The following is a 13709-nucleotide window of genomic DNA, read 5'->3' on the forward strand; positions in this document are numbered from 1 at the left end:
ATGGCTGTTGTAATTAATGCACAAACCGGACTAGCAGAAGACCTACCAGAACAGGACTCTTTAGGCGCTCTTGAGGCAGGCACTCACGAGGTTGCATTAAATGACCCTGATGGTAACCCTGTTGTTGCTCCTTACTCAGAAGCATCAAAGCTTGTTGCTCAAGGATATACCCAACCAAATACAGAGCAGCTCACTAGTTTATTAAACTCTGCAAAATATGGAAGCGGTGTAGAACAGGTTAAGACTGCCTTGGAAGGTGCTGCAAGCGCTGCTACGTTTGGTGCTAGTACTGGCATAGAGACTGCCCTAGGTGTTGACCCTGAGGCAATCAGAGCACGACGCGAGGAAAACCCAGTAGCTTACGGCGCTGGTGAGATGGCTGGATTAATTGGTACATCTCTAATCGGTGTTGGTGAAGGAGCTGCGCTAGCAAGAGCTGGTGAGGCTGTAGGTGCAAGAATAGCAGGTGAAACTGTAGCCGCTAGAGTTGGAAGTGGCGCAGCAAGAGCGATGGTAGAAAACTCAATCTTTCAATCTGGTGATGAAATATCTAAGATGTTCACTCAAGACCCAGATCAATCAATTGGATCTGCTGCGGCATCTGTTGGACTAAGTGGGCTTATAGGTGCAGGGATTGGTGGCGGCATTGGTTACGTTTCGCCGCTATGGAAAGCTGTATCTGAGTCTAAATTATCTCAATCTCTTGGATCTATAAAAGATCGACTAAACGGAGATGCTCCAGAAATTGCATTAGCAAAAACAATTGCCACAGCAGGGGAAGAGCAAGCAGAAAAGGCAGCTGTGTCTGGAGTGGGGCCACTCTCATTTGGTGGTATTGGACCAGAAGACCTAGGAGTAATTGAAGCTGATCTTGGCATGAGCATTCCAGCTGAGGTTAGAGCCGGTCTAAGCAATGACCCAACGGCTAGAGGTCAATTCCAAGTTTTAATGGAAAACAACACCTCAACAGCTCATAAGGTTCAAACAGCTGTAAATAATTTCCATAGAGAGATAGACAACAAAGTTTTAAGTTCTTTAGGAAAAACAGAAGCAGATGTTGCCGCTACAAGTTCTTTAAGTGCACATGAGGGTGGTCAAAAAGTATTAACAGAATTAAAATCTGGAATTGAAGAGCGTCTAAAACCAATAAACAAGATTTATGAGGAAGTTGAAAAGGGTTTTAAAGACATCCCATTAGATAATTCTCTAAAGGCTAATATTGGTAATAAGATTGGTGATATTGTAGCCGAAGGAAAGTTTGATCTTGTTCCTGGTTCCGAAGAGCAAGCGCTTATAAATAAACTATATGAAGGATTAAAAAACTCTTCTTCTATAGATGATTTGCGTAAGGTTTCAGAAATTATAAATAAGGAAGCCGATAGAAAACAGCTTTACCATATTGGTAGGAAGGTACGAGATCTAGTAGAAGAGTCTGCCGAGAATGCTGCTGAGGCTCACATGGGGTCTCAGGGTAGCCCTCTGCTTGAAAAGTGGTTATCAGTTAAGCCAGCATATGGGGCTCTTAAAAGAGAGATTGGCGCATTAAATGATGAGTTAAGGGTGGGTGCTTTCCGTGGTCCTAAAGGTTTTTTAAAAAATCTATCGGAGATGCATCCAGAACAAATTATATCTAGATTAAACCCTAAAAATAAAGCAGAGGCTGGTGCAATGCTCGAGGGAACGTTCCCAAAAGCTGCAGAGTCTCTCAAGTCGTATCTTAGGGATTCTCTATTAAAAGACGCATCTAATAAAGCTAAGGGTGACGCTCTTATAAACCCAAAAGTATTTTACTCTACACTTGAGAAGTCTTCTCCTGAATATAGAAAGTTTTTACTTGGTGATGCAGAAGGTCAGATTGCTAGATTAAAGCAGTTACAAGATGCATTGCCTCCTGTCATGAACCCATCTGGTACAGCTAAGACCGTTAAAGCACTGATGGGTGACGGTATGACAGGCGGAATAGGCGCTATGGTTGCCGCGCTCATGGGACACGGTGGACTGGCCACTGTAATGGCTGGGGCTGCTGCTCATGTTGGAAAGCTTGCTTATAGTGAGTCAAAGGATGCTGCTAGACTTGGAATGTTAAAATTCATGTCTAATTCTGGTCCTGTTAATGCTCCTGCATTTAAGGCGATGATTGAGGTAGCTAACGCTGTAATTAAAGGCGAGTCATTAATTAATAAAGCTACCAAATCAGTTTTTGATGCAGGTGTTAAGGTATTACCTCAAAGTGTTATGCCAAGCCCTGAGAAGAGGGAGAAGCTTGATAAGAAGCTACAAAGTCTAAATCAAAACCCAGAGTCACTAATGGGCGTTGGTGGTGACACAGGATACTACTTGCCTGACCATGCAACATCTCTTGCTATGACTGGTAGTAGTGCTGTTCAATACCTAAACAGTCTTAGACCAGATACATCACCAAAGGCACCATTAGATAAGCCATCTATTCCGTCTAAGGCCGCTAAAGCTAGGTATGACCGCGCTCTTGATCTAGCAGAGCAGCCTCTACTTATTGTTGAAAGCATAAAGAAGGGCACACTTACTCCAGAGGACATACAGGATGTAAGCACAATGTATCCTGCTTTATACAGCAAGATTACTAACAAGTTGATGACTGACATGACTGACAGAATTGCTAAGGGTGAAAACATCCCTTACAGAACTAGACTGTCGTTATCTTTATTTATGGGACAAGGTCTCGATTCAACAATGACGCCCCAGTCAATCATTGCATTTCAGCCTAAGGGGCAACAACAAAACACGCATAATCAATTGGCACCACAAAAGGGCTCTATGAAGTCTCTTGGTGAGATTAGCAACATGGAATTAACTCCTCAGCAGGCTAGGGCTACAAACAAAAGAGAGGGTAGCGCTTAAACTTAGTACTAAAGTAACCTAGCCTTTATCGAGGCTTAATCCATAAGAGGGTAATATGGCATCTACTAAAAACGTCTTAAAACGTTCTCAAACAATAACACAGGGCGATATGTCTGGGACTATTACTAGCCCTGTGACGGTTGTTCAATTTCTAGACAACATATCAATACAACTTAATTTTACTGGAACACCTGATGGTACCTTTGAGGTTCAAGTAAGTGACGATTACCTTGCTGATGGTTTTGGAAACGTTCAGGTAGCTGGTACATGGATTGCTCTTCCATTAACGGGTAATCCAATAGCGGCTGGTGTTGCAGATCAAATAATGATCGACCTTAACCAGTTACCAATGCCTAACGTGCGTGTCGTGTACACACCAACTGCCAGCACTGGACTATTAGACATGTACATCACTGGTAAGGAGATCTAAGCCATGCCACAATTTTACAGATATCCCGCGTCAGTATCTACAAACCCAAGTATCGGTACAATTGGTGCAATAATTCCTACCAGCGCCACACTTGTTGGGTTTGAAGACCCAAGTGGAGACTTAGCTCCTGGCCACGTTAATGCGGCTGGTGACATTTTAGTATCACAAAACAGTGCTGAACCAGGGCGTTCTTATGTTGACTCTGTAATAACAGATTATGGAACAACAAACGTTACAGCTGCAGCTTGGGTTCAATTAGTTGCTGCTCTTCCTGCAGATGCAAACGTCGTAGAAATATTCGACTCTTCTGGTGAGATAATGGAGCTAGGTGTCGGTGCAGCAGCTGCAGAATCTAGAGTTGCTGTTATTCAGCCTGGTGGAAACGGGCAGATACAGTTGGCATTTGCAGCTGGGGATAGAATCTCTATAAGAGCTGTTTCGGCAACGGCTAGCACTTCTGGAACTTACAATATATTAAACTTCTTTAGTTAAAGGTGGTTATGAAAAAAATTATCACATTACTTTTATTTATTAGCTGCCTTACAGCGTTTGCAGGTGACGCGGTTATCTGGAACGGTCAATATGGTAAGTTCTTACCTCAATTAGGTTTAAGATTATCAGACAACAAAGAGTATAGAACTATTAGCGTTGATCCAAGCGCTGGCGCTGGTGTTGCTGCCCCTGTTGGTTCTGTTGCTGTGCGAGATAACGCAGGTGTGGGTGAGGCTTGGTTTAAGGCCGGTGCTGCTGACACGGTGTGGACTAACATACTAACTGGATTAACTGGGTGGACGCTTACAGGCAACACCGCTACTGATGACACTATTAACTTTTTAGGTACTACCGACCTACAAGACTTATCTATCAGGACCAACAATTTAGAGCGTATGCGCATTAGTGATGCGGCTAGGTTTGATCTATACCCTGAAACTGGGTTTTTCATGGATCCAAACGTTGCGGCCATAGTTGATTATAACCACCTCTACATGGGCGCTAATATTAACGGCGCGGTTAGTAATAACTTTCTTGGGCCATATTTACAGCCAAACTTTTCTGCTTCCGTGGCAGGACAATACTATGGGTTTTCTGATGTATCAGGATGGGACGCTGGTACCTCTGTACCTAACTATATTGCATTCTCCGCATCACCTAACTTTAACGCAGGCTCATCTGTAACGTCTAACATAGCGGCATTTCAATTTACGTCTAACTTTCCAGCGGCGTCACTAGTTGGTGCAAACGTTAATGGTGTTAGTATTAATCCAGTAATAACTTCCAACTTTCTTGGTTATAACGGTTATGTAGACCAACCAAATATCAATGGCGCTATGACTAACGGTTACAACGGTTATTCATCAGGTCCACAATTTAGTGCGACTTCTAGCATGCCAAGCTATCTTAAGTCGTTTAATTCGCAGCCTAATATCGCTACTGGAGCAACATTCACAAGCGGCGTTGGTTTTTTCAGCGGATTAAATATGGCGTCTGGCGTAACCGCAAACGACTGGACTGACTTCCAAGCATCGCCCACAATGGATTCAGCAGTAAGTAACTACACAGGACAAAGCATCAACCCACAAGGTTCTGGTGTTATAAATAGTGTATTTCTTTCAAGTCTAAGCCCAAACCTAACAGGAGATAATCCAAACGTTGTAGGTTATAACTTTGGTGGAACAATTGGGGATGACGTTACTAACTATGTTGGCGCACAAATAAACCCAACTGCTACCGGAACTGTAGCAAGCGTTACAGGGATTAGTGTAAATAACTCAAGCCTTACATCTACTGTACCAAAAGTAGGGCTTAGTATAAATGACGGTAGCTTAAACGTTCAATCATTATACGACACTGCTACATATGGCGGCGCTACTGGTGTTGGATCACTAAACGGCATAGGTGGTACATTTACTGTAGACGCTGGGTTCCCAGTTACGGGCGGCGGCGCTGTTATAGCTAACAACCTTGCTACAGTCACAAACTTCAACGATGACATGCCTGTTGATATATTGGGCGGTCTTGTCGGATATACCTATGTGGGGTATGTTGGACAAACTAACATTACCGCTGGTGTTACGGTTGACCATATTAACGCAGCCCTTGCTGGTTCTGGTGTTTCTGCTGCCTCGACTGGCGGAGCACTTACTAGCGCTGATATGTATGCGGCTGCTGGGTTTCTTAACCAAGGTGGCACAATAGATATTACAGGGGAAATGCGCGGGTTACACTTAACGTCTAACCTTTGTAACTTTGTATCTGGTGAGTGCTTTGGCATTAAAGACGACGTTGGTGCACGTAACTATTTCTTGGGCGGTGTTGAACTAGCTACTTCCGGTGCTCAACCAGCATGTAGCGCAACCATTAGAGGCACTTTGTGGGTAATACAAGGCGGCGCTGGTGTTGCTGATATTTATGAAATTTGTCAAAAAGATGCTGCTGATGTTTACGCTTGGACGGCTGTGGGTAGCGGTTCGCTTTCTGATTACTTATATAAGCCAGGTCTATCTGGTGGCCAGATTGCCACGGGCGGTGTTGACGCAAGTGATAACCTAGTCTTTAGAAGTACAACAAACGTTACTAAAGGCCAGGTTGTATTTGACGAAACAACAGCAAGTACTTCCCCTGCTACCGGCGCTGTTCGTGTTGACGGTGGCTTGGGCGTTGCTGGGCAAGTAAGTGCAGGAGGCGCGTTACGTTCTGACACCTCTCTAGTATTAAGTGATCCAGGCGCTGGTACAAACACTGTAACCGTTCAGGCCGGTGTTGTGACTGGTAGTTACTCTGTAACCCTTCCACTAGCGCAGGCAACAGCTGCTAATCAGGCACTAGTAAATGACGGTACAGGTGTCACCACATGGCAATCATTAACTCCTGAGTTATTTGGAACTAGGACCACAGGTAGGGCAATCGTTGCTGGTACAGGTATTACAAGCGGCGCATCTGATATGAGCACAACTGCTGTAAGACAGATTGTGTTTGTCGATGGTTCAGGCGGTGTTGATATTACAGCAAGCCCACAAATTGAAGCTGGCACTGTAATTGGCCAGGAAATGCGTGTTTGTGGAACTGATGACACAGATTGGGTTCAATTAGACACAGGAAACGGATTATCTATTAACGGTCCTGCAATACTTGGAAAAGATGATTGTATTAATTTAATGTGGCTTGGTTCTGATGGTTCAACTTCAGACTGGGTAGAGCAATCGAGGAATATGTAACATGAAATTATTTACTACACTATTAACCTTAAGTTCTTTTTGTTTTAATGCATACGCTGGTAACAGCACGCAGGTTTTAAAAAGAATAGACCAACTTGAAGGAGCTTACGCAGCTAAGTCTAGTGTTAAAATAGGTTTATTTGAGGAAAGCACAAAGGGGTGGGCAACGTATGCAGATGCGGCAGGTACAACACCGGTAAATGGTACGGGCGGCGCGCCTACTGTTACGTTTACAAGGTCAACTAGCTCACCACTAGAGGGTAAGGCATCTGCTATACTTACTAAGGACGCAGCAAATAGACAGGGCGAGGGTGCTAGTTACGACTTTACAATTGATGAGGCATATTCTGGAGCTAATCCACAAAACTTAACAATAGAGTTCTATTATGAGACTGGTGGCACATTTACAACAGGTGCAAGTTCAGATGTTCAGGTTTATGTTTATGATATTACTAACGCCACATTAATAACGCCACTTACTACTAGCATATCTGCTACCTCTGGTCGGTTTCAATCTGCATTTTTAGCTGCAACAGGTTCTGTTGATTATAGGTTAATTTTTCATGTAGCTACTACAAGTGCATCAGCTTGGACGTTAAAGGTTGATAAGGTTAGTGTGCATGAACTTCCTGTTATTTATAATACAACTGGAGCAAGTAGCGTTGCACTATTAACTACTGGTAACGGCTTTGGTTCTACTAATACAAATATTAGAAGGTATACTGTTACGTCTACGCAGGGTACCGCAATATCTTGTGCAGATAGTGCAACACTTGGTACTTCATGTACCGTGAACCAGGACGGTATTTATGCCGTAAATAGATTAGATAGAAACACAGGTGCAGCGTCTAACTTTGGTGTTGTTAAAAATGATGACTGTACTACTGGTGGATTTGACAGTGTACTATCTACTAATCAAGTTTCATATACTATGGCAGCGTCAAACGTAGCAGTAAACGCACCAAATCCTGGTGTTGCATTATCATCTGGAGATATTTTAAGGGCTTGTGATGATAGCTCAAATAGAGCAAATGATACTAACTCACGCACTAGCCGCTTAACTATTGCTAAAGTACGTGACGAGGCATTGCCCAGCTCCTTTATAGTGGCAACAGGTGGAACGATAACCACAGATGGTAACTATAGGGTTCATACATTTAACTCTAGCGGTTCGTTCCAGATTACTAGCGGTAGTGGGATGGTTGAAAGCTTAGTCGTAGCGGGCGGCGGCGCAGGTGGTAACTCTAACTCGGCGGGCGGCGGCGCAGGGGGACTAAGATACACAACACCAGGAGCTACTTATGGAACGGGTACCTATACCGTTACAGTAGGCGCAGGAGGCGCTGGGGTGAGCACTGGAACCAGTGGGAATAATGGCGGTAACTCAGTATTCGATACTATTACTTCAACAGGCGGCGGCGGAGGCGGGGCTAACGCTAACGCTGGCAATAATGGTGGTTCAGGTGGCGGCGGTGGTGGTACCTCAGGTGGTCAAGTCGGCGGCACCGGCATCGCTGGCCAAGGCTTCGCAGGCGGTACTGGCGTAGACGTAACCAACTCATCCGGTGGTGGCGGTGGTGGCTGTGGCAGCGTTGGCGGTAACGCCGCGGCGGCAGTTGGCGGCAACGGCGGGACGGGCTGTTCCAACTCCATTAGTGGTAGTGCAGTGTTCTACGCTTCAGGCGGCGGCGGTTCCAACTCCGCTAGCACGCAAGGCACGGCAAGTGCTGGCGGCGGCGCAAACGGTGCCGCATCTGCGGCTAACAACGCCACGGCTAACACCGGTGGCGGTGGCGGCGGTCGCGGTGACGGTGCTGGCACATCAGGCGCTGGCGGTTCTGGCGTAGTTATCCTTCGGTACCAATTCCAATGAGGTTACTCTAATGCTTAGGGCAGCTATTAGGACGTGGCAACAACCTGATGGCTTAGTAAGTAATAGTAATTATCCTGGCCCAGATAGTACTGGTAATGGCTTACTGTACACGTCGCTATATTACATAACGCTGTATAACCGTGGTGAACTAGAGGATAGGGACGCAAAAGAGTTTCAAGACTTAGTTACTCAATGCAGCGCGCACAATAGAAGCTTTTACGGCCTATTAAACAGGTCACCAACTAAAAAATATGAACAAACCGCCTATGACGACTATGTAGCTGTTACTCTTGCGTCAAAGCTACTTGGCTTAAATGATCTAGCTTGGGTGATTGTTAACTTTGGTAACCAAAGACGCTTTTTACTGTTTAAGTGGTTATATAATAACCTTGTTCCATTAGAGTTTACATTTCAGTCATGGATGGGGCGCAGAATTGACGCGGTGGCACACATTCAGTCATGCGTTGATGTAATATCAGTTAATAAATTAAGACTTCTTTATTTGTTCCTCTATATTCTTTTTGGCTCAACTAAAGGCCATCATCAAAGCATAATAATTAGATACATCTACGGGAAGCACAGTAAGTATAAGTTGATTAGATGGGCGTGGTCTAAGTTTGAAAAAAGGGTAGTAAAGCAATATCATTTAGGTATGAGGCAAGTGATTGCCAAAGAACTTGGGGACTTGCACCCTATTGTAGTTTACTGGGTGTAGGTAGGAGGTAACAGGACGTGGGCGACTGTGGACTTGATAAATGGATTTATCTGGCCGGAATAGCCGCCACGGTCGCGCCTCTTTTCTTAACATTGTTAATTTCTTTTTTTATGCTTATTCCTGGTGAACAACCAGAAAAGTTTTTAAATGAACGAATAAGGCCCATCTTAGATAAGATATTCTATATAATTCAACTACTTAGCAGGAAATAGGGGTATTCCATGAGGTTAAAAAGCGAGCATATCTTGATGAGTATAGTGGCCGCTGGGCAGGGAATATTTACGATACTATTTGCTTTAATTGTTTTCATTTTTAACAGTGTTAAGGATGAGGTAAAATTGGCTAGTGTCAGTGTCCAAGAATTAAACAATAAGCTGGCAGTAGTAATCACTCGTATTGAGTATCAGGACAAGACAATAAACGAGTACAACGAACGCATTAGAAGAATAGAGGAATTAAAAAATGAAAATAAAAGTAGAAAGCGAAGTCAGTAAAGAGGCACACGAATTAGCACTAGCCGTATGTAACGTAGTACGCGCTGTTAAAGCTGCAATGGCAAATGGTTTTCAAGCTGGAACCGACCTGCCTTTAATTATTACTGCTGCCATCACCCAGCTCCCACCTGCTATCGACGGTCTTGATAAGATTGTTGATGAAGCAAAAGAATCTCCCCTAGCACTTGCTAAGGCTGTGTCTTTACCAGTTTTGGACTTGGTAGAAGACTTGCTTAAAAAGGATGGGGTTGTAGCTTAATGGGTGAATTTCTAGCTGTATTAACTGGGGTATTTAAGTTTTTCGACCAAGTAACTTGGTTTGTTAAACTATTACAGAAGACGCCGCTAGAAAAGCGCCAAGCTGCTATAGTTAAAATCTCTGAAGCATTTGCCGCTGCTACAAAGCCTGATGAGGGTGGCAAACCTAGTGGGGACACAAGTAAGATTGAGGATATTCTAAATGGGTAAGTTTCTACCTTCCCATATTCTTTTCCTTATCACTACTATGCTTGTGTCCTCGCTTCTTTCTTCAGGGTGTAGGACACCAGGGCTAGGTGTAAAGGTGTATCAACACCAAGTAGAGCGCGGTGGTATGTATCGCGGTCAAGATAATGAGCTAGTGCCTTATGAGCAGGCAAATGGATGGTTCTGTATGAACCCTGATGATTTTAGAAAAGTTGTAGATTTTATAGACAGCTGCAGGGGCAGTAAGTAATGATCTTTAACCCATCTAGAATCACCATCCATTGTACAGATACCAAAAACGGCCTTCCCGTTAGCGTTGAGACTATCGACCAATGGCACAAGGATAGGGGCTGGACTGGTATTGGTTATCATTTTGTTATTCAACCAGATGGCAGAATTGATGATGGCCGCAAGATTACAAAAATGGGCGCTCATGTTGAAGGAGCAAACGAGGATAATATAGGTGTAGTTTTGTGTGGCCGAAATAAGTACACAATTGAACAGTTTAAAAGCTTAAGAGAGTTATCAGGGGAACTAATGGATAGGTTTAATATAGATCCATGGGAGATTTATACGCACGCGCAGTGGGCAAGCGCACTAAAACAGGGGAAAACTTGTCCGAACATTTCTATTAACAGATTATTATGTTTTCTTTTTACTGATAATACTGACACCATAAAAGACAACATTTTGGGGGATTTATGAGATTTGATATAGTTGAGCTAGTTACTGCATCCGGTGCTAGTGGGTCTAAAATATTTGACGCTTCCTTTATGTTCGCCATTAGCGCTGTAGCGACCTCAACGGGTACAGAAGCAGGCACGCTTAAATTTCAGGCCTCTAATGACAAGCGCACAGGCATGCAAGATACGGGTGCAGATATAACAAACTGGGTTGATATTGCTGGTGCTACGGTTGCCATTACCTCGGGCGGTGGCCCTTATATCATCCCTAAATTTGATGTTAGTTATTCTTGGATAAGAATGGTTTATACACACGGCTCTGGTGCGGGTATAGTTACAGCCAGGATGAAGTCTATCGGCGGGAGCTGATCTTAACACTGTTTATGTTGTAAGTGTGGAAAATTATGCTAATTCGTCTATGTGGAAAATAACACAATAAGGCGACGTAAGTGCAGGAAGTGCAATAAACTAATTCACTTTATATTATATCGTATTGGGTATAGGCGCATATATATAGACTTGAGTGAGCGTCAATGGCATGGCGGCGTTTGTCCTTTTTGTAGGTCTACATACAACAAAAGGAAGAAACTAAATGCATCAATTAATACTACTTGGAAGAATTGCAACGGACGTTGAGGTAAGAACAAGCAAGGCTGGTAAACCGTACACAAAGCTAGTGGTAGCCTCTAATTACAAACACATGGGCGAGGACGCCACACTGTGGGTTAACGTGATGTGTTTTGGTAAACTATCAGATTACGTGTCTATGAATGCCCGCAAAGGCGAACAGATATATGTTGATGGCACACTAACGGTTGATGCGTATACATCGAAGGACGGGGAAGCTAGGGGTTCACTAACCCTATTCCCAGATAACTTAAGGCTACTTGGTGCTAAGCCCGCGAAGCAAGAACAGGGCTTACAATCGTTTGTTGATAATTCAGATTTAGAAGATCTAGATTTTTAAGGAGTGAGTATGACTACAGAGCTAATGGTCTGGAATGAAGACCAAATTGATTTAATCAAGCAACAGGTTTGCAAGGGCGCTACAGATGATGAGTTAAAGCTATTTTTATATACAGCAAAACGCACAGGGTTAGATCCCCTTGCTCGCCAGATATACGCTATGAGGCGTTACGATAATAACTTAAAACGCGAAGTGATGAGTATAGGAACTAGTATTGATGGTTTTAGATTAATCGCTGAAAGAAGTGGGGACTATGCTGGCCAGGTCGGACCTTTTTGGTGTGGCGATGATGGTGTATGGGTTGATGTTTGGCTAAAGAGCACTCCACCTGTTGCTGCAAAGCTTGGTGTTATGAGGACTAAATTTAAAGAGCCATTATATGCTGTGGCTATGTATAGTGAATATGTTCAAAAATATAAAGATAAAGAAACCAAACAGTGGAAGGTAACTCCAATGTGGTCAAAGATGCCGACCCTTATGCTTGCAAAGGTAGCTGAAAGCTTGGCGCTACGGAAGGCGTTCCCACAAGAGTTATCGTCTATTTATACAAAAGAAGAGTTCCCTTCTGAATCAGACTTAGAAGAGGTTAAACAAATACAAACACAAGTAGAGCCAATTGCATTTGTGGCACAAAGTTGGGTTCCATCTAAAGACCAATTGACTAGACTTTTCACTATAGCAGCAACAAATGGTTATACAAAGCCCGCTGCTAGTGAATTACTACAAGCACGCTACGGACTAGCTAGCTCTAAAGAACTTACAAAAGAACAGTATGACGATCTATGTAAATACATGGAAGCATACCCAGTAACAAAACTAGATAGCGGCGAGTTAGACAGTGAGCCTACTTAACCCGTTTTATGTAAGTATTAAGTTACTATTTTTAATGTGTGCAACATTTTACGTTGGGTACACATACGGAGTCACACGTAAAATAATGAATGAGGATGAATAAATGGAAATTGAATATCTTACATGCCCGCTGTGCAAAGAAAATGATTTCGATGATATTGGGCTATACCAGCATTATTCATCTGGTTACTGTGATGGTTACAATAAAGCCCAGGATAAATATGTATTAATGAATAATGAATTATGTGAGCGATACATAGAGAATAAAAAATGATTACAAAACAAGAACTAGAGAATTTGAAAGAGGTAGCGGGTAAATATTCAAAATGTCTTAACCTTCCTAGTGAGGAGGTGACGCCTTCATCATGGTTTAATATAACACAAAGTAAATTTGAATTTCGTGAAGAGGCAAACCCCGACACAGTACTCCGCATAATAGAAGCGCTTGAGGTTGCTACTAAATCACTTATTAAAATAAGGGTTAATTGTTCATGTACTGAGTTATGCATGTGTTCAGAGGATGATGTTTTTATTGCACAAGAAGCACTAAATAAGATTTATGGTTCAATTGAATGAACTACCTACTCTATATATTTATACTAATCATAGCCTATTCAATTAACGGAGTAAGTTTATGAAAAAACAAATCATCACTTACGAGAATAAGAAGTGTATTATTTGTGACACTGTATTTACAAGGTGTATACTTATAAGTCTTTCAGCTAACGAGTTTATAATATGTTTTTGCTGCGCCGGTGAGCTAAAAGAAGAATTGATGCGGGGTGTGTCGTTGTGAATAAAGAAACTAAAAAAGATATGCCAATACATTGTACACTTATTAATAAAAATGGATTCTCGTTAAATTTGCCAGTAAATGAAATTAAAATATTAACCAATGTAGTTTGTATATATGACGACATTAAAAATGCAAAGGTTGAGTATGTTCTAGAAAGACACAAAGAGGTTAGGCAAAAAAATGGTAGACCTCATATTGTGGCTGTTTATAAAGAGGTTTAAGTGATGAGTAATATTAAGGTAGGCGATAGGATACGAGTTTATTCCAATGCAGATGTATGGACCGGAGTCGTGGAAAAAATATATCCCAACGGTCATTTAGATTATATATCAGACGATGATG

Annotated in this window: 16 protein-coding genes; all 16 read left to right on the top strand. The window is 42.7% G+C overall.

What is annotated here, in order from left to right; genetic code table 11:
- A complete protein-coding gene (locus IPL34_RS20380; RefSeq protein ID WP_296843367.1) occupies positions 1–2877 on the top strand; it encodes a hypothetical protein in 2877 nt (958 codons plus the stop codon).
- Positions 2878–2932: 55 nt separating this feature from the next.
- Entirely contained in the window at positions 2933–3307 is a 375-nt protein-coding gene (locus tag IPL34_RS20385; protein ID WP_296843368.1) for a hypothetical protein, read from the top strand.
- 3 nt (positions 3308–3310) lie between these two features.
- The gene (locus tag IPL34_RS20390) at positions 3311–3799 is read left to right on the top strand and encodes a hypothetical protein (protein WP_296843369.1); all 489 of its coding nucleotides are present in this window, start codon (positions 3311–3313) and stop codon (positions 3797–3799) included.
- 8 nt (positions 3800–3807) lie between these two features.
- Positions 3808–6522 (top strand): hypothetical protein, encoded by a 2715-nt coding sequence (locus IPL34_RS20395; RefSeq protein WP_296843370.1) that lies wholly within the window; start codon positions 3808–3810, stop codon positions 6520–6522.
- Between the two features lies 1 nt (position 6523).
- A complete protein-coding gene (locus tag IPL34_RS20400) occupies positions 6524–8395 on the top strand; it encodes a glycine-rich domain-containing protein (protein WP_296843371.1) in 1872 nt (623 codons plus the stop codon).
- Positions 8396–8405: 10 nt separating this feature from the next.
- The gene (locus IPL34_RS20405) at positions 8406–9110 is read left to right on the top strand and encodes a hypothetical protein (RefSeq protein WP_296843372.1); all 705 of its coding nucleotides are present in this window, start codon (positions 8406–8408) and stop codon (positions 9108–9110) included.
- 221 nt (positions 9111–9331) lie between these two features.
- Positions 9332–9604, top strand: coding sequence for a hypothetical protein (locus IPL34_RS20410; RefSeq protein WP_296843373.1), 273 nt, complete (start codon positions 9332–9334; stop codon positions 9602–9604).
- Positions 9573–9863, top strand: coding sequence for a hypothetical protein (locus IPL34_RS20415; protein ID WP_296843374.1), 291 nt, complete (start codon positions 9573–9575; stop codon positions 9861–9863). The genes IPL34_RS20410 and IPL34_RS20415 overlap by 32 nt, the downstream gene beginning before the upstream one ends.
- Positions 9863–10072 carry a hypothetical protein gene (locus IPL34_RS20420; protein WP_296843375.1) on the top strand — a complete coding sequence of 70 codons (210 nt, stop codon included), beginning with the start codon at positions 9863–9865 and terminating at the stop codon, positions 10070–10072. The genes IPL34_RS20415 and IPL34_RS20420 overlap by 1 nt, the downstream gene beginning before the upstream one ends.
- Before the next feature lie 246 nt (positions 10073–10318).
- Positions 10319–10774 carry an N-acetylmuramoyl-L-alanine amidase gene (locus tag IPL34_RS20425; protein WP_296843376.1) on the top strand — a complete coding sequence of 152 codons (456 nt, stop codon included), beginning with the start codon at positions 10319–10321 and terminating at the stop codon, positions 10772–10774.
- Positions 10771–11121 (top strand): hypothetical protein, encoded by a 351-nt coding sequence (locus IPL34_RS20430; protein WP_296843377.1) that lies wholly within the window; start codon positions 10771–10773, stop codon positions 11119–11121. Before IPL34_RS20425 ends, IPL34_RS20430 begins: the two co-directional genes overlap by 4 nt.
- 223 nt (positions 11122–11344) lie before the next feature.
- The gene (locus IPL34_RS20435) at positions 11345–11719 is read left to right on the top strand and encodes a single-stranded DNA-binding protein (RefSeq protein ID WP_296843378.1); all 375 of its coding nucleotides are present in this window, start codon (positions 11345–11347) and stop codon (positions 11717–11719) included.
- Between the two features lie 9 nt (positions 11720–11728).
- Positions 11729–12571: a phage recombination protein Bet gene (gene bet / locus IPL34_RS20440; protein WP_296843379.1), complete on the top strand. Its 843-nt coding sequence runs from the start codon at positions 11729–11731 to the stop codon at positions 12569–12571.
- 103 nt (positions 12572–12674) lie between these two features.
- Positions 12675–12845 carry a hypothetical protein gene (locus IPL34_RS20445; RefSeq protein ID WP_296843380.1) on the top strand — a complete coding sequence of 57 codons (171 nt, stop codon included), beginning with the start codon at positions 12675–12677 and terminating at the stop codon, positions 12843–12845.
- Positions 12842–13147 carry a hypothetical protein gene (locus tag IPL34_RS20450; RefSeq protein WP_296843381.1) on the top strand — a complete coding sequence of 102 codons (306 nt, stop codon included), beginning with the start codon at positions 12842–12844 and terminating at the stop codon, positions 13145–13147. Before IPL34_RS20445 ends, IPL34_RS20450 begins: the two co-directional genes overlap by 4 nt.
- Before the next feature lie 216 nt (positions 13148–13363).
- Complete coding sequence (locus IPL34_RS20455) at positions 13364–13588, top strand: hypothetical protein (RefSeq protein ID WP_296843382.1); 225 nt, start codon at positions 13364–13366, stop codon at positions 13586–13588.
- Positions 13589–13709: the final 121 nt, after the last annotated feature.

It is taken from the genome of Thiofilum sp., assembly GCF_016711335.1.
GTDB lineage: Bacteria > Pseudomonadota > Gammaproteobacteria > Thiotrichales > Thiotrichaceae > Thiofilum.

Coding starts and splice junctions, on each gene's coding strand:
- IPL34_RS20435 (WP_296843378.1), top strand. CDS start 11,345: ATGCATCAATTAATACTACTTGGAAGAATTGCAACGGACGTTGAGGTA.
- IPL34_RS20415 (WP_296843374.1), top strand. CDS start 9,573: ATGAAAATAAAAGTAGAAAGCGAAGTCAGTAAAGAGGCACACGAATTA.
- bet (WP_296843379.1), top strand. CDS start 11,729: ATGACTACAGAGCTAATGGTCTGGAATGAAGACCAAATTGATTTAATC.
- IPL34_RS20395 (WP_296843370.1), top strand. CDS start 3,808: ATGAAAAAAATTATCACATTACTTTTATTTATTAGCTGCCTTACAGCG.
- IPL34_RS20425 (WP_296843376.1), top strand. CDS start 10,319: ATGATCTTTAACCCATCTAGAATCACCATCCATTGTACAGATACCAAA.
- IPL34_RS20405 (WP_296843372.1), top strand. CDS start 8,406: ATGCTTAGGGCAGCTATTAGGACGTGGCAACAACCTGATGGCTTAGTA.
- IPL34_RS20445 (WP_296843380.1), top strand. CDS start 12,675: ATGGAAATTGAATATCTTACATGCCCGCTGTGCAAAGAAAATGATTTC.
- IPL34_RS20385 (WP_296843368.1), top strand. CDS start 2,933: ATGGCATCTACTAAAAACGTCTTAAAACGTTCTCAAACAATAACACAG.
- IPL34_RS20450 (WP_296843381.1), top strand. CDS start 12,842: ATGATTACAAAACAAGAACTAGAGAATTTGAAAGAGGTAGCGGGTAAA.
- IPL34_RS20380 (WP_296843367.1), top strand. CDS start 1: ATGGCTGTTGTAATTAATGCACAAACCGGACTAGCAGAAGACCTACCA.
- IPL34_RS20400 (WP_296843371.1), top strand. CDS start 6,524: ATGAAATTATTTACTACACTATTAACCTTAAGTTCTTTTTGTTTTAAT.
- IPL34_RS20420 (WP_296843375.1), top strand. CDS start 9,863: ATGGGTGAATTTCTAGCTGTATTAACTGGGGTATTTAAGTTTTTCGAC.
- IPL34_RS20410 (WP_296843373.1), top strand. CDS start 9,332: ATGAGGTTAAAAAGCGAGCATATCTTGATGAGTATAGTGGCCGCTGGG.
- IPL34_RS20430 (WP_296843377.1), top strand. CDS start 10,771: ATGAGATTTGATATAGTTGAGCTAGTTACTGCATCCGGTGCTAGTGGG.
- IPL34_RS20390 (WP_296843369.1), top strand. CDS start 3,311: ATGCCACAATTTTACAGATATCCCGCGTCAGTATCTACAAACCCAAGT.